At 63.2% G+C, this 14367-nt stretch carries 14 protein-coding genes and 1 pseudogene; 9 read left to right on the top strand and 6 right to left on the bottom strand.

The window, feature by feature from the left end; translation table 11 throughout:
• Window positions 1-67: 67 nt before the first annotated feature.
• Window positions 68-1492, bottom strand: a complete 1425-nt coding sequence (gene aldA, locus HX786_RS14090; protein WP_177008514.1) for an aldehyde dehydrogenase — start codon at window positions 1490-1492, stop codon at window positions 68-70.
• Between the two features lie 208 nt (window positions 1493-1700).
• Here aldA and ccoN point away from each other — a divergent pair, with 208 nt between their 5' ends.
• On the top strand, window positions 1701-3128 hold the full coding sequence (ccoN, locus tag HX786_RS14085; protein ID WP_178912240.1) for a cytochrome-c oxidase, cbb3-type subunit I: 1428 nt from the start codon (window positions 1701-1703) through the stop codon (window positions 3126-3128).
• Complete coding sequence (locus HX786_RS14080) at window positions 3128-3349, top strand: cbb3-type cytochrome c oxidase subunit 3 (protein WP_177020105.1); 222 nt, start codon at window positions 3128-3130, stop codon at window positions 3347-3349. The genes ccoN and HX786_RS14080 overlap by 1 nt, the downstream gene beginning before the upstream one ends.
• Before the next feature lie 110 nt (window positions 3350-3459).
• On the opposite strand, the gene HX786_RS14075 is transcribed toward HX786_RS14080, so the two are convergent.
• Window positions 3460-3954, bottom strand: a complete 495-nt coding sequence (locus tag HX786_RS14075) for a hypothetical protein (RefSeq protein ID WP_003212554.1) — start codon at window positions 3952-3954, stop codon at window positions 3460-3462.
• Window positions 3955-4080: 126 nt separating this feature from the next.
• Here HX786_RS14075 and HX786_RS14070 point away from each other — a divergent pair, with 126 nt between their 5' ends.
• The gene (locus tag HX786_RS14070) at window positions 4081-4776 is read left to right on the top strand and encodes an aspartate/glutamate racemase family protein (protein ID WP_178912239.1); all 696 of its coding nucleotides are present in this window, start codon (window positions 4081-4083) and stop codon (window positions 4774-4776) included.
• Here the strand turns inward: HX786_RS14070 and HX786_RS14065 are convergent.
• Entirely contained in the window at window positions 4773-5285 is a 513-nt protein-coding gene (locus HX786_RS14065) for a GNAT family N-acetyltransferase (RefSeq protein ID WP_177039954.1), read from the bottom strand. The genes HX786_RS14070 and HX786_RS14065 overlap by 4 nt on opposite strands.
• A 204-nt stretch (window positions 5286-5489) precedes the next feature.
• Between HX786_RS14065 and HX786_RS14060 the strand changes: the two genes are divergently transcribed.
• From HX786_RS14060 to HX786_RS14045, 4 genes are all read left to right on the top strand, one after another.
• Window positions 5490-6461 (top strand): helix-turn-helix transcriptional regulator, encoded by a 972-nt coding sequence (locus tag HX786_RS14060; RefSeq protein WP_178912238.1) that lies wholly within the window; start codon window positions 5490-5492, stop codon window positions 6459-6461.
• Window positions 6462-6599: 138 nt separating this feature from the next.
• Window positions 6600-7445 carry a transporter gene (locus HX786_RS14055; RefSeq protein WP_372846832.1) on the top strand — a complete coding sequence of 282 codons (846 nt, stop codon included), beginning with the start codon at window positions 6600-6602 and terminating at the stop codon, window positions 7443-7445.
• A gap of 22 nt (window positions 7446-7467) precedes the next feature.
• Entirely contained in the window at window positions 7468-8643 is a 1176-nt protein-coding gene (locus tag HX786_RS14050) for an MFS transporter (RefSeq protein ID WP_178912236.1), read from the top strand.
• Window positions 8644-8656: 13 nt separating this feature from the next.
• Window positions 8657-9769, top strand: a complete 1113-nt coding sequence (locus tag HX786_RS14045; protein ID WP_178912235.1) for a class II histone deacetylase — start codon at window positions 8657-8659, stop codon at window positions 9767-9769.
• On the opposite strand, the gene HX786_RS14040 is transcribed toward HX786_RS14045, so the two are convergent.
• Window positions 9766-10908, bottom strand: coding sequence for a glycerate kinase (locus HX786_RS14040; protein ID WP_178912234.1), 1143 nt, complete (start codon window positions 10906-10908; stop codon window positions 9766-9768). The genes HX786_RS14045 and HX786_RS14040 overlap by 4 nt on opposite strands.
• A 91-nt stretch (window positions 10909-10999) precedes the next feature.
• Window positions 11000-12106 (bottom strand): sugar diacid recognition domain-containing protein, encoded by a 1107-nt coding sequence (locus tag HX786_RS14035; protein WP_178912233.1) that lies wholly within the window; start codon window positions 12104-12106, stop codon window positions 11000-11002.
• 161 nt (window positions 12107-12267) lie between these two features.
• On the opposite strand from HX786_RS14035, the gene HX786_RS14030 reads away from it, so the two are divergent.
• Both HX786_RS14030 and HX786_RS14025 read left to right on the top strand, forming a co-directional pair.
• Entirely contained in the window at window positions 12268-13578 is a 1311-nt protein-coding gene (locus HX786_RS14030; protein ID WP_003212559.1) for an MFS transporter, read from the top strand.
• A gap of 254 nt (window positions 13579-13832) precedes the next feature.
• Window positions 13833-14186, top strand: coding sequence for a hypothetical protein (locus tag HX786_RS14025; RefSeq protein ID WP_023658819.1), 354 nt, complete (start codon window positions 13833-13835; stop codon window positions 14184-14186).
• A gap of 65 nt (window positions 14187-14251) precedes the next feature.
• On the opposite strand, the pseudogene HX786_RS14020 reads toward HX786_RS14025, so the two are convergent.
• A pseudogene (locus HX786_RS14020) lies at window positions 14252-14367 on the bottom strand (dehydrogenase); the annotation flags it as partial.

Raw genomic sequence — 14367 nt, 5'->3', positions numbered from 1 at the left:
CTCGGGCACCCACTGTGCAGGTGCCCCGATAATTGTTTTTATTGAGGTGAAGCCGGTGGTCGGTGAATCAGTACTTCATGACCACCAAACGGGTCTGGGTGAATTCAAGCATCCCGTGCTTGCCGTCATCGCCGCCCAGCCCTGAGCGTTTCCAGCCGGCGTGGAAACCCTGGTAAGGGTCGGCCGGGGTGCGATTGACGTACAACTCGCCGGCCTCGATGGCGTTGGCGACTTTCATGGCCGTGCGGTAGTTCTCGGTATAGAGCACCGACGACAGGCCGAACTGGTGATCGTTGGCCATAGCCAGCGCTTCGTCGATATCGCGGTACTTGAGCACCGGCAGCACCGGGCCGAAGATTTCTTCCTGGATGATTTCCATGTCCTGGCGGCAGGCGCTGAGCAGCGTCGGCGGGTAGAAATGGCCCGGACCGTCGGGGAGTACGCCGCCTGTTTCCAGTACAGCACCGTCGGCGATGGCGCGCTCGACCATGGCGTGAATATTCTGCCGGGAGCTGGCGTTGACCAGTGGGCCCATCAGGCCCGCATCCGTGGCACGGTCACCGAATTTGACGGCGCCGATCTTGGCCTTGAGCAGGGCCAGGAATCGGTCATAGACGCTTTCCTGCACATACACCCGCTCGACGGCCGTGCACAGTTGGCCGCAGTGGGTGGTCTTGGAAGCGATGATGTCGCTGGCGGCTTTTTCCAGGTCGGCGTCGGCCTCGATGATCGCCGGGGTCTTGCCGCCCAGCTCCAGGGACGGCTTGGCGATGTTGGCCTTGCAGTAGTCGAGCACGATGCGCCCGGCGTTGACGCTGCCGGTCAGGGTGATCAGGCCCACGGCCTTGTGGGTGCACAGGGCGGCGGCGGTGGCGTGGTCCATGGTCAGGATGTTGATCACGCCGGCCGGCATGCCCGACTGCTCGACGGCACGGGCGATTTCAAAGGCGGACAACGGCGTGTTGTTGCTCGGGCGCACCACCACGGTGTTGCCGGCAATCAGCGCCGGGGCGATTTTGCGCAGCAGGGTATAGACCGGGTAGTTGAACGGAATTAGGCAAGCCACGACGCCAATCGGCTCGCGTTGCAGGAACAGGTTTTCGTCCGGGGTGTCGCTGGGGATGATTTCGCCTTCGATGCGGCGTGCCCATTCGGCGTGGTAGCGGGTGATCTGGGCGGCGTAGCGCGCTTCGTTGCTGGCGTCGTCGAGGCTTTTGCCGGATTCGCTGGCCAGCGCCCGGCCTATGCTTTCAGCGCAGGTTTCGAGGGCGGCGGCGAAAGCCCGCAGGTGTTCGGCGCGCTGGATGCTGGTGAGCTTGCCCCAGGTTTTCTGTGCGCTGGCGGCGGCATCGACGGCCGCAATGGCTTCATCAGGGGTGGCGGCGGACACCCGGCCTACCTGGGCCTCGGTCGCGGGGTTGTAGACCGCGATTTGGGCGGTGCTGGCAGGTTCGGCGAAGTGGCCGTTGTAAAAGTTGCGCTCGATTTGCATATGGTTTTTTGCCCAATCGTTGTTGTTTTGCGAGTGACTTGCAGTTTTGTCATTGGGCGGGGGTTGGACAAACGATTTATTGACGGGGGTAACGTGCGAAAAATGCAGGTTAGTGGCTGATCCGTATTAATGACCCGGGTCTGAGTCTGTATTGTTCTACCCATACTTCCTACAGTGCCGCCCACTTGGAACCGTGGGAGGACTAAGCATGCAACCACCATCAACCGCACAGGCCTACAACTACAAGGTCGTGCGTCAATTCGTCATTGCAACCATCGTCTGGGGCGTGGTCGGCATGGCCATGGGCGTGTGGATCGCCTCGCAACTGGTGTGGCCCGAGATGAACCTCGACCTGCCGTGGACCACCTTCGGCCGCCTGCGCCCGCTGCACACCAGCCTGGTGATTTTCGGCTTTGCCGGCAGCGCGCAATTCGCCGCCAGCTACTACGCAGTACAGCGCACCTGCCAGGTACGGCTGTACTCGGACAAGCTCGCTGCCTTTACCTTTTGGGGCTGGCAGTCGGTGATCGTGATCATGCTGGTCAGCCTGCCACTGGGTTACACCACCACCAAGGAATACGCCGAGATCGAGTTCAGCGGCGCGGTGTGGATGACCGTGGTGTGGGTGGCCTATGCGATCGTGTTTTTCACCACTGTGGTGCAGCGCAAGACCCGGCACATCTACGTCGGCAACTGGTTCTTCGGTGCGTTCATCGTGGTGATCGCCATGCTGCACGTGGTCAATCACCTGTCGATCCCGGTGGACTGGTTCAAGTCCTACCCGGTGTATTCCGGGGCCACCGACGCGATGGTGCAGTGGTGGTACGGGCACAACGCCGTGGGGTTCTTCCTGACCACCGGTTTCCTGGGGATGATGTACTACTTCGTGCCGAAGCAGGTCGGGCGGCCGGTGTATTCCTATCGCCTGTCCATCGTGCACTTCTGGGCGCTGATCACCCTGTACATCTGGGCCGGTCCGCACCACCTGCACTACACCGCGCTGCCGGACTGGGCGCAGTCGCTGGGGATGGCGATGTCGCTGATCCTGCTGGCGCCGAGCTGGGGCGGGATGATCAACGGCATGATGACGCTTTCCGGGGCCTGGCATAAATTGCGCACCGACCCGATCCTGCGCTTCCTGGTGCTGTCGCTGGCGTTCTACGGGATGTCGACCTTTGAAGGGCCGATGATGGCGATCAAGACCGTCAACGCCCTCTCCCATTACACCGACTGGACCATCGGCCACGTCCACGCCGGCGCCCTGGGCTGGGTGGCGATGATCACGTTTGGCTCGCTGTACCACATGATCCCGAAAATCTTCGGGCGCGCGCAGATGCACAGTGTGGGGCTGATCAATATGCACTTCTGGCTGGCGACCATTGGCACGGTGCTGTACATCGCGTCGATGTGGGTCAACGGCATCACCCAGGGCCTGATGTGGCGGGCGGTGAACGATGACGGCACCCTCACCTACTCGTTTGTGGAAGCGTTACAGGCCAGCCATCCGGGATTTGTGGTGCGATTCGTCGGCGGGGTGTTCTTCCTCAGCGGCATGTTGCTGATGGCGTACAACACCTGGCGCACGGTGCGAGTGGCGGATTTGAAGGTGGCGCAGCGTGACGCGCAGATCGCCTGATGTGGGAGATAGCGCTGAACCTGGCGGCGGTGATCAGTCTGTATGGCGCGGTTGAGTATTGCCTGCGGGGCCAGTCGAAGGAGAGCCTGGATGAGGCCAGCCTGATGCCGTTCGCCGATGACCCGGAGGTGGCACGGCGGGTGGAGCTGGCCACGGGCAAGCGGGTCAACGCGGTGGCGCCTGAGGAAACAAAGCAGGACTGGGGCAATATAGAGATCTAATTGTGGGAGCGGGCTTGCTCGCGAATGCGGTGATTCAGTCAACATATACAGCGACTGACACACCGCTTTCGCGAGCAAGCCTGCTCCCACACAAGCACCACATTGAGCGACTAGCCGCGTTCGCGGGGAATCAGGCTCTGCAACTGCAACGCCAGGAAGTTGGCATCGAAGCCGAACGTATCCGGGTCTTTCAAACCGTTGGTTTTCTTCCACAGCCAGTCGTTTTTCCCCGGCAGCAATACCAGGGAAATGCTGCCGTAGCGGGCGGCGGTCAAGCCCATCACCGACAGCGAAATCAAACCGCCGGCGCCCATCACATCCGGCACGAACTCCACCGGTTTGCCGGCGATATGGATGGTCAGTTTCTCGGTCTTGAAGGTGGAGGTCTCCACCGGCACGCTGGGGCCGGAAGCCACGTACGCCTCGCGCTGCACTTCCAGCAAACCGACCGTCTTCACAGGCGCAAGCCACTGCTCGATCTGGCCGAACAACTCGCCGATCTTCTGCGCCCAATGGGCCGACTGCACTTCGAACTGCTGTTTCTTGTGGGCTTCGCTGTCGGCGTAATGACGCAGCATCTCGCCCAGTTGTTGTACATCGTCCATTGCCGTGTTCCTTGGGTGACCCATGTTGCGAGCCTTGATCATGGCAGATGCCGCACACCGGCGTATGACTAAAGCGCAGCGCGCGGGTAATGTGGTGCCCTCGCCCGTCCAATTCAGGAGCATCGCATGCGCACCATCGGCCTTATCGGCGGCATGAGCTGGGAGTCCAGCGCCGAGTATTACCGCATCATCAACCAGAACGTGCGCGACCAGCTCGGGCCGCTGCGCTCGGCACAACTGTTGATGTACAGCGTCGACTTCGGCCCGGTGGAGCAGGCCCAGCACGCCGGGCGCTGGGACGATGCGGCGCTGATCCTCGAAGACGCCGCCCGCCGCCTGCAAGCCGGGGGCGCCGAGTGCATCGTGCTGTGTACCAACACCATGCACCTGGTAGCGCCGCGGATTGAAGCGGCGGTGTCGATACCGTTTCTGCATATTGCAGACGCTGCCGGCGCGGCGGCCGTGGAAGCTGGCACCCTGAGCGTTGGCCTGCTGGGTACCGCGTTTACCATGGAGCAGGAGTTTCTCAAGTCACGCCTGGCGGCACAGGGGCTGGCCGTGCTGGTGCCGGACGCTGAAGAGCGCCAGGCCGTGCACCGGATCATTTACGAAGAGTTGTGCGTCGGGGTGATCAGCGACGCATCGCGCGAGGTGTACCAGCGGGTGATCGAGTCTTTGGCCGCCCGTGGCGCCCAGGCCATCATCCTCGGCTGTACGGAAATCAGCCTGTTGATCAAGCCGCAGCACAGCAACCTGCCCTTGCTGGACACCACCGAGCTGCATGCGCAGGCTGCGGTGGCGTTTGCGTTGCAGGACGACTAGGCCGGCTTGCGGATGCGCGCCATGGTCAGCGTGTCGACGAATGCGCCGTCACGCACGGCGTAGTCGCGCAGCAGGCCTTCGGTCTCGAAGCCGAACTTGTGGTACAGGCGGTGGGCGGCTTCGTTGTCGGCGTACACCGTGAGTTCCACCCGGTGCAGGTTCATCCAGTTATCCGCCACCTCCAGCGCCGCGCCCAGCAGCCGGGAGCCCACGCCCTTGCCCTGCCAGGCGGTGGCGACGCCCATGCCGAATGAACCGACGTGGCTGCGGCGCACACGGGAATATTGCTCAAGCCCCAGGTTGCCGATCACCTCACCCGCATGCACGGCCACCAGTTGTAGCCGCCGTTCATCCCCGGGTGCCAGGCGTGCGCGCCAGGCTTCAACCGACTGGAAAGGCATTTGCAGCACCTGACGGCAGACAGCCGGGTCGTTGTAGAGCGCAGCGACGCCTTCAAGGTGGGCCTCGGTGAAGCGCGTGATCACGATTTTGGGTTCAGGTGTGTGCATGGTGTTTCGTCCTTTGAAAAACACGTGGCCGACCAGTGTAGGCGGCACAGCGGTTTTTTGGCGAGTACAAATCCTGCCGCACATCATGCATCTGTAGGATAGCGATCAGCCCCCGCAGCGCCGATACTTCACCCAGGCCCTGCCCCGTTTCGGCCTTTAAACCCTGTGACTAGAACAATAAAAAAGTCCCACAGAGGAACGCCCATGAGCCGTCTTGATCCCCCCGGCCTGTTACAGGCTTTCAGCACCCTGACGCTTGACCTGCAACGCCTGGCCCAGCATCAGGACATCGAACAGTTTCATGGCCATGCCCTGTCGCGCATCAGTCAACTGCTGCCCTTCGACAGCGCATGGTGGGGGCGTGCCGCGATCATCAATGGCCTGCCGGAAGAACACAGCAGCTACCTGCATCACCTGCCAGACACGTACTTGGCCGACTGGCAGTCGATCCGCCATGTGGACGTGACGGTCGGGCTGGTGCACGAAGCACCCGGCCAGGCAGTGATTGTCGACATGCTCGACCCCGCCAACGGCCCGGGCCAGAATTGGTTGGGTCAGCGCCATGACATTGGCGAGTTGTTGTGTGTGATCCACGTCGACCCGCAAACCCGCCTCAGTGACCACTTGAGCCTGTACCGCAAACCGGGAGCGCCACGGTTCAACCAGGACGACTGCCAACTGCTGAACAACCTGATGCTGCACCTGGTGGCGGCCGTCTCGGCGAACCAGATCCGCACCCTGGTGGCCATGCGCGAAACCCTTACCAGCCCGCGCAACCTGGCCCTGGCGGTCTGCGACCAGCGCGGGGTGTTGCAGTGTGCCGAACGCGGGTTTGTCGACCTGCTGCTCAGTGAGTGGCCGCAATGGAGCGGCCCCGCCCTGCCGGTGCCGTTGAATCAGCGCGGGCATGAGGGCAAGCACATCCATATCGAAGCCTCGGCCGTGGGCGATCAGTTTCTGTTGGCCGCGCGCCTCAACCGCGCCCTGCCCCAGCTCAGTCCCAGAGAGAACGACGTGGCCCAGGGCTTTGGCGAAGGCAAGACCTACAAGGAAGTCGCCCGCGACCTGGGCTTGTCGCCGAACACCGTGCGCCATCACATCCGCGCCATCTACAGCAAGCTCGGGGTCAAGGACAAGGCGCGCATCGCGCACTTGCTGCACGCCCCGCCCGACTGACCTCACCCCTTAATTCGTTGCTTTTTTGCGCTGTCGTTTTGACGGCCTCGGGCGCCCTTTGCCCATTTTCCGCTGCCATCCATCACATTCCATAAGAGATGCCTTGCGATGAATCACTCCACCTTGCGTCACCTGGCCATGCTGCTGGGCGGCACCCTACTGAGCCTCGACAGCCAGGCCGCCGACCTCAACGCCCGGGACTTTTTCGGCGCGCCGTCCGGTACCAGCCTCGGCGTGCTGTACTTGCCGGCGACGCGCTACGATGATTTCCACGGCCCGGCCGACACCAACGGCAAGGCCGACTTGAAGGTCAACGCCGTGGCGTACCGCCAGGTGTTTTTCACTGACGTCTGCGGCACGCTGTGCACCCCGCAATTTATCCTGCCCTTCGCCGACATCAATGCGCGCTTGCCCGGCGCCAGCCAGCACACCGGCGAGAGCGGCTTTGGTGACCCGCAGGTGGGCGGCACGCTGTTTTTCATCAACGACCCGGCCTCACGCACCTACAGCGGGCTGTTGAGCCTGATCACCGTGCCGGTGGGCGAGTACCACAGTAAAAACCCCGACGTGTCCCCCGGGGCCAATCGCTGGGGCGCGACCTTCGTTTACAACTACACCCAGGGCATTGGCGAGAAATGGGTGCTGGAAGCCAACCTCGAAGCCCAGTTGTACGGCACCAATGACGACTATTTCGGCAGCGACCTCAAGCAAGACCCGCTGTACCGCCTGCAAGCCTTCGCCTCCTACGACTTCAGCCCGGCCACCTACGGCGCCCTGCGTTTGATCCACGCCGATGGCGGCGAGCTGCGCATCAACGACCAGCGCATCGACGACACCCACAAGCGCTACACCCAGGTGGGTTTCGAGGTAGGGCATTGGCTCGACCGGCAGAACCAAGTGATGTTCAGCCTTTCGCAAAACGTCGCGGCATCCAACGGCTACGCAGGCACCGACGCCCTGTTGCGGCTGGTCCATGTGTTCTGAATCACTTTCCCGGAGCTTGCCCATGAACACTCAGACCCACGCTGCAACCGCCGGCCTTTCAGCACGGTCATGGCCGTTGCTGGCGGCGATCATTCTGTTCGCCGCCATCACCCCGACCATCCTGATGACCGCACCGGCGGTGGCCGCGCAACTGGCCAGCCAATGGCAGTTGAGCCCGTCCCACATCGGCGACCTGTTCTCCACCGAGCTGGGGGCGATGAGCCTGGCCACCCTGCCCGCCTTCTGGTGGCTGAAACGGGTGGACTGGCGCCTGGCAGCCCTGGTCGCCGCCGTGGCATTCATTGCCGCCAACCTGTTGTCGATGCTCGCCGACACCTACGCCACCTTGCTTGCCTTGCGTTTTATGAGTGCCTTGGCGGGCGGTTCGTTGATGATCATCTGCCTGGCCAGCGCGGCTGCCACTGCCAATCCAAGCCGGGTCTACGGCTTGTGGGTGATGGGGCAACTGGTGGTCGGAGCGGTCGGCCTTGGCGTGCTGCCCGGACTGTTTGCGCGCTATGGCCTCGGCGCCTGCTACCTGATTCTTGCGGGACTGATGACGCTGCTGTTGCCACTCGCCCGGTGTTTCCCGTCCGGCAGCCCGCCGCGCGAGCAAACCGATGCAGCGGCGATACCTGTCTCCCGGGTGAAGGCTGCGCTGGGCATCGCCGGGATCCTGGCCTTCTACGTCAGCCTCGGCGGTGTCTGGACCTTTATCGGCGCCATCAGCAGTGGCGCCGCAATCTCCGCGCAACACAGCGGTGAAGTGCTGGCCCTGGCCACCGTGATGGGCATCGTCGGCGCCGGCTGTGCCTCGCTGATCGGTACGCGCCTGCCACGCCTGCTGCTGTTGCTGGTGGGCTACGCCCTGATGGCCGGTGCGGTGCTGTTGCTGAGCGGTACGCCAACACTGCTGCGCTTTGCCCTGGCAGCGCTGCTGTTCAAATTCACCTGGACCTTCATCCTGCCGCTGATTCTCGCCTGCCTCGCCGACCTCGACCGCAGCGGCAAGCTGATGAACACCTCCAACCTGGTGATCGGTGCGGGCCTGGCCATCGGGCCGGCCATTGCCGGGCGGCTCATCGAAGCCAGCGGCGGGTTTGCCTCGCTGCTGGTGGGCGGCGCCGCCGTCACCCTGTTGTCCCTGGCGCTGATGCTCGGCAGCCGCGCCACGCCTGACGCTGTTTTAACCCGCTGAACTGGAGACTCTGATGAACCGAACCACCGCGTTTTTCTTTGATGAACTAAGCCTCTGGCACAGCGCCGGCGCCCACGCACTGACCTTGCCGGTGGGCGGTTGGGTGCAGCCGCCTGCCGGCAGCGGGCATGCCGAGTCGCCGGAGACCAAGCGGCGCTTGAAAAGCCTGCTGGACGTATCCGGGCTGAGCCGTCACCTGCAACAGCACAGCGCAGTTCCGGCCACTGACGAGGACTTGCGACGGGTACACGGTGCCGACTACCTGCAACGCTTCAAGGCCCTGAGCGATGCCGGCGGTGGCGAACTGGGCCCACAGGCACCGATCGGTCCGGGCAGTTACGAGATCGCCCGACTCTCCGCCGGGCTGGCCATCGCTGCAGTGGACGCAGTGCTGAGCGGGCAGGTCGAGAATGCCTACTCACTGTCGCGGCCGCCGGGGCATCACTGCCTGGCGGACGGCGCCATGGGCTTTTGCTTCCTGGCTAATATCGCCATCGCCATCGAGGCCGCCAAGGCGCGCCGCGGGCTGGGCAAGGTCGCCGTGATCGACTGGGACGTGCACCATGGCAACGGCACCCAGTCCATCTTCGAAACACGTGGCGATGTATTGACGATCTCCCTGCACCAGGACGGTTGCTATCCGCCGGGCTACAGCGGTGAACAGGACCGTGGCCGTGGCGCCGGCCTGGGCGCCAATATCAATATCCCGTTGCCGCCAGGCAGCGGCCACGAAGCCTATCTGCACGCGATGGAGCGCATCGTGGTACCGGCCCTGGAGCGCTTCGAGCCGGAACTGATCATCGTCGCCTGCGGCTATGACGCCAACGCCGTGGACCCGCTGGCGCGCATGCTGCTGCACAGCGAGTCGTTCCGCCTGATGACCCACACAGTACGCCAAGCCGCCGAGCGCCTGTGCCAAGGGCGCCTGGTGCTGGTGCATGAAGGTGGTTACAGCGAAGCCTATGTGCCGTTTTGCGGGCTGGCGGCGCTGGAGGAGTTGGCCGGCGTGCGCACGGCGGTGGAAGACCCGATGCTGGAGTTTGTCCAGTTGCAGCAGCCCAAGGACGTACTGCTGGGGTTTCAGCGCCAGTGGATCGACCGACTGGCGCAGGGCTTTGAGGCTTAGACCGCCAGGGCGGCCACACGCCAAACCCGGGCAATGTCCGAGGCGCGCTCGCGCAACAGGCGCGGTGCCTCGCTGCAGGCCTGTTCCAGGGTAGTCGGGCCGGACGGCAAGGCGAACGCGGCATCCACGCCGTGGGCGTACATTTGCTCGTAGCCATCCCCCAATGTGCCGGCGATCACGATCACCGGCACGTTGTGCTCCCTGGCGATTCGCGCCACGCCAAACGGGGTCTTGCCGCGCAGGGTCTGGGCGTCGAACCTGCCTTCGCCGGTGATCACCAGGTCGGCGCCACGCACGGCTTGCTCAAGCCCAACAAGCTCTGCGACCACTTCAACACCCGCGCGAAACTGCGCGCCAAGGAACGCCTTGGCGGCGAAACCCAAGCCACCGGCGGCGCCGCTGCCGGGTTCGTCACGTACATCCTTGGGCAATACCTTGGCGCAGTGATCGGCGAAATGGCCGAGGGCCGCATCCAGTTGTTCGACTTGCTGGGGATTGGCGCCCTTTTGCGGGCCGAAAATCGCCGAGGCCCCGTGAGGACCGCATAGAGGGTTGTTCACGTCGGCGGCGATTTCGAAGCGCACTTCGTTCAGGCGGGGATCCAGTTGTTCAAGGCTGATGCGCGACAGCTTGCCCAGCGCCAGGCCGCCAAGGGGCAGCGCTGCTCCCTCGGCATCAAACAACTGCACACCCAGGGCTAGCATCGCCCCGGCGCCGCCGTCGTTGGTGGCGCTGCCGCCAATGGCCAGGATGATGCGCTGGGCGCCGGCATCCAGGGCGGCGCGGATCAGTTCGCCAGTGCCGAAGGTGCTGCTGGAACACGCATTTCGCTGACCCGGTGGCACGAGTTGCAGGCCGCTGGCTTCGGCCATTTCGATGATTGCGGTGTGGCTCTCGGCCAACCAGCCCCAATGCGCGTCGACACTGCCGCCCAATGGCCCTTGCACACGGCTGGTGCGCAGCTCGCCCTGGCAGGCGGCGAGTACCGATTCCACCGTGCCCTCACCACCGTCCGCCATTGGGCACTTGATCAGCTCGGCGTCGGGCCACACGCTGGCCAACCCCTCGGCAATGGCATTCGCCACGCCTTCAGCACTCAGGCTGTCCTTGAACGAGTCGGGGGCGATGATGATTTTCATGGGCTTTCTCCGGTTTTTATAACGCCCATGCTGCCAGTTGGCACCGGCAATAACGCCGGTCCATTGCACAAGAGTGGCTGGGGTTTGTTGTTCATTTGGACAAGGCTTGCGGCAATAGCTGCACGCCGAGGTACAACGCGAGCATGCCGTCGAGGGTCAGCGGGTCGACGCCGCTCAGCTCGGCGATGCGTTCCATGCGGTAGCGCAGGCTGTTGCGGTGGATCCCCAGGGCATCGGCGCAGGCCTGGCTTTGGCCGTCGTGGTCGCACCAGCTGCGCAGGGTCGCCAGCAACTGGCCGTTGCTGTCCTTGGCCAGTACCTTGCGCAGCGGGTTGAGCAGTTCGTCGAGGGCGTCGTCGTTGCGGTGGCGCCAGAGCATGACCGGCAGGCGGTAGCGATTGAGGGTCAGCAACCGCGATTCGGGCAGCACATCACGGCCATAGGCGAGCAGGTCGCCGACCCGCCGGTAACAACGGCGCAGGCCGGCCAGCCCGTCCGCTTGCCCGCCGACGGCGACCCGCAGGATGTTCCAGCCCAGGCCGTCGAGCTTTTCCAGCAGGCGCGGGTTATCGACTTGCACCGACGCCGGCCGGCACCACAGCAGGGAAAACTGCGCGGAGCTGACGCACCAGCTTTCGGGGTAGCGCGAGGTCAGCCAGGCGCTCAAGGCCTCGGCCGACTGGCCGCTGCCCAGCTCGAACAGGTACGGCGTGCGCGCCAGCTGCGGCTTGAGGCCCAGTTGCTGGGCTTCATCCACCAGGCGCGGCGAATCGCCGGTCTCGGCCAGCAGCAGTGCCAGCAGATCATCGCAGCGCTGGCGCCGCCATTGCTGCTCGGCTTGCTGGTGACGCTGGCTGACCAGCATTTCGGCGGTCATGCGCACCAGTTCGGCATAGGTGCGCAGCAATTCCGGCTCACCGGTAATGCCCAGCACACCGATCAGGCGCTGGTCGTGCAGCAGCGGCAGGTTGATCCCGGGTTGCACGCCCTTGAGGTGCTTGGCGGTCTGGCCGTCGATTTCCACCACCCGCCCGTTGGCCAGCACCAACTGCGCGCCTTCGTGGCGGGTGTTGATCCGCTCGGGTTCGCCGCTGCCCAGTATCAGGCCCTGGCTGTCCATGACGTTGACGTTATAAGGCAGGATCGCCATGGTGCGATTGACGATATCCTGCGCCAGGTCATGATCCAACTCGAACATGGGGCTAAATTCCTGAAAAAAACCGGTTGTTCATAGGCACAGCGCAAACCATGCTTCACTGTGCGCGAGCACAAAGACAGCACCCCTTGAGGTGGCCGAGACTCGTTGGGCGATCAACGTTACCCTCGCATCGCGAAAAATCATAATAAAGAGAGACTGCCATGTCACAGAGCGCCGCTGTTACCCAGGCCACCGATGACGATAAAAACGCCGTATACAAGCGCATCACCCTGCGCCTGATCCCCTTCATTTTCATCTGCTACCTGTTCAACTACCTCGACCGCGTCAACGTCGGCTTTGCCAAGTTGCAGATGCTCGACGACCTGAAATTCAGCGAGACCGTGTACGGCCTCGGTGCCGGGATCTTCTTTATCGGCTACGTGCTGTGCGGCGTGCCGAGCAACCTGGCGTTGACCAAATTCGGTCCACGGCGCTGGATTGCGCTGATGATGATCGTCTGGGGCGCCCTGTCCACCTGCCTGTTGTTCGTTACCACACCGACGCACTTCTACGGCTTGCGCCTGCTGACCGGCGCCGCTGAAGCCGGGTTCTTCCCGGGCGTGGTGCTGTACCTCTCGCAGTGGTTCCCGACCTTCCGCCGTGGGCGGATCATGGCGCTGTTCATGTCGGCGATTCCGGTATCCGGCCTGCTCGGCAGCCCGTTCTCCGGCTGGATCCTCAACCACTTCGCCGCCGGCCAGGGCGGGCTTGCGGGCTGGCAGTGGATGTTCCTGCTGCAAGGCGTGCCGACGGTGATCCTCGGCGCCCTCGCCTACTTCCTGCTCAGCGACAGCTTTGCCAACGCCAAGTGGCTCACGCCCCATGAGCGCGCGGTGCTGGAAGCCGACCAGGCGACCGACCTGGCCAACAAGCCGAAGACCACCAGCGACTCGCTGCTGGAAGTGTTCAAGAACCCGGCGATCTGGGCGTTCGGCCTGATCTACTTCTGCATCCAGAGCGGTGTGTACGCCATCAACTTCTGGCTGCCATCGATCATCAAGAACATGGGCTTCAGCGATAACCTGGTGATTGGCTGGTTGAGTGCGATCCCGTACCTGCTGGCGGCGGTGTTCATGCTGCTGGTGGGCCGCTCTGCCGACTTGCGCAAGGAGCGTCGCTGGCACCTGGTGGTGCCGATGCTGATGGGCGCGATCGGGCTGGTGATTGCGGTGAACTTTGCAACCACGCCGGCCATTGCGATCCTCGGCCTGACCATCGCCACCATGGGTGCCCTCACCGGCCTGCCGATGTTCTGGCCGGTGCCAACCGCGATGCTCAGCGCAGGTGCGGCAGCGGGTGGTCTGGCGTTGATCAACTCCATGGGCCAGATGGCGGGGTTCCTCAGCCCGTATATCGTCGGGTTTGTGAAAGATGCAACCGGGTCTACGGACCTGGCGCTGTACCTGCTGGCGGCGGTGATCGTCGCGGGCAGTGTGTTGGCGTTGCGCATGACGCGCACACTCAAGGCTTGAATCAGCGCTGACCGGTGCCGTGATATCAAGGGCGGCGCCGGTCATCTTTTCGCTCATATAAAAGCGAGTTTTTATAGGCAAACAACCGCCCAAAAGCCCTATTAACCTCTACGCCCACTCCACGTAACAAATAGGCTACAACCTTTACCCAGCCTTTACTTTCGTACCCCATCATCCCGTCCGAAACCGCTGTCTGAAGCCTATGCCCGGGGATATTATCAAGACCGGTTCGGTGCATACGTAGAGGACTTATCATGATCAGTCGACTCTCAAAAATGAAAGTAGCCATGTTGCTCATTGCCACCCTCGCCATCGCAGGGCAAGCAGAAGCCCGTGGAGGATATGGCTATGGCTGGGGTCACGGTTATGGGTACGGGCATGGCGGTGGTTGGGGCTGGGGTGGCCCGGCTTTGCTGGGTGCGGTTGTCGGCGGTCTCGTAGTGGGTTCGGTGGTCGCCAACTCCCAGCCTCCGGTCTATGTGCAGCAGCAACCGGTTTACGTGCAACCGCAGCCGGTGTACATCCAACAGCCGCCACCGGTCTATTACCAGGCGCCACCTCCAGGCTATTACTACCCGCCACAACCGGTTCCGGTGCCACGTTATTAAGCACGGCCCTATTACTGATAATGCAGGTCCCGCCTGAAAGCGGGACCTTTTTTATTCAGCTGCCTTTAGAGTAATCCGCCGCCGTCGACATCAATCACGCTACCGGTGATAAACCCGTTCTCCATCGCCAACACATACCCGGCAGCCACTTCTTCGGCCTGCCCCACGCGCCCCACCGGCA

It is taken from the genome of Pseudomonas sp. 21615526 (assembly GCF_013386245.1).
Lineage (GTDB): Bacteria > Pseudomonadota > Gammaproteobacteria > Pseudomonadales > Pseudomonadaceae > Aquipseudomonas.
The sequence above is the reverse complement of the archived record's forward strand: the minus strand, read 5'-3'. Positions and strand labels throughout refer to the sequence as shown.

What these genes read in the sequence shown, in the direction of transcription:
- aldA (WP_177008514.1), bottom strand. Translation starts at nt 1,492, where the DNA reads ATGCAAATCGAGCGCAACTTTTACAACGGCCACTTCGCCGAACCTGCC.
- ccoN (WP_178912240.1), top strand. Translation starts at nt 1,701, where the DNA reads ATGCAACCACCATCAACCGCACAGGCCTACAACTACAAGGTCGTGCGT.
- HX786_RS14080 (WP_177020105.1), top strand. Translation starts at nt 3,128, where the DNA reads ATGTGGGAGATAGCGCTGAACCTGGCGGCGGTGATCAGTCTGTATGGC.
- HX786_RS14075 (WP_003212554.1), bottom strand. Translation starts at nt 3,954, where the DNA reads ATGGACGATGTACAACAACTGGGCGAGATGCTGCGTCATTACGCCGAC.
- HX786_RS14070 (WP_178912239.1), top strand. Translation starts at nt 4,081, where the DNA reads ATGCGCACCATCGGCCTTATCGGCGGCATGAGCTGGGAGTCCAGCGCC.
- HX786_RS14065 (WP_177039954.1), bottom strand. Translation starts at nt 5,285, where the DNA reads ATGCACACACCTGAACCCAAAATCGTGATCACGCGCTTCACCGAGGCC.
- HX786_RS14060 (WP_178912238.1), top strand. Translation starts at nt 5,490, where the DNA reads ATGAGCCGTCTTGATCCCCCCGGCCTGTTACAGGCTTTCAGCACCCTG.
- HX786_RS14055 (WP_372846832.1), top strand. Translation starts at nt 6,600, where the DNA reads ATGCTGCTGGGCGGCACCCTACTGAGCCTCGACAGCCAGGCCGCCGAC.
- HX786_RS14050 (WP_178912236.1), top strand. Translation starts at nt 7,468, where the DNA reads ATGAACACTCAGACCCACGCTGCAACCGCCGGCCTTTCAGCACGGTCA.
- HX786_RS14045 (WP_178912235.1), top strand. Translation starts at nt 8,657, where the DNA reads ATGAACCGAACCACCGCGTTTTTCTTTGATGAACTAAGCCTCTGGCAC.
- HX786_RS14040 (WP_178912234.1), bottom strand. Translation starts at nt 10,908, where the DNA reads ATGAAAATCATCATCGCCCCCGACTCGTTCAAGGACAGCCTGAGTGCT.
- HX786_RS14035 (WP_178912233.1), bottom strand. Translation starts at nt 12,106, where the DNA reads ATGTTCGAGTTGGATCATGACCTGGCGCAGGATATCGTCAATCGCACC.
- HX786_RS14030 (WP_003212559.1), top strand. Translation starts at nt 12,268, where the DNA reads ATGTCACAGAGCGCCGCTGTTACCCAGGCCACCGATGACGATAAAAAC.
- HX786_RS14025 (WP_023658819.1), top strand. Translation starts at nt 13,833, where the DNA reads ATGATCAGTCGACTCTCAAAAATGAAAGTAGCCATGTTGCTCATTGCC.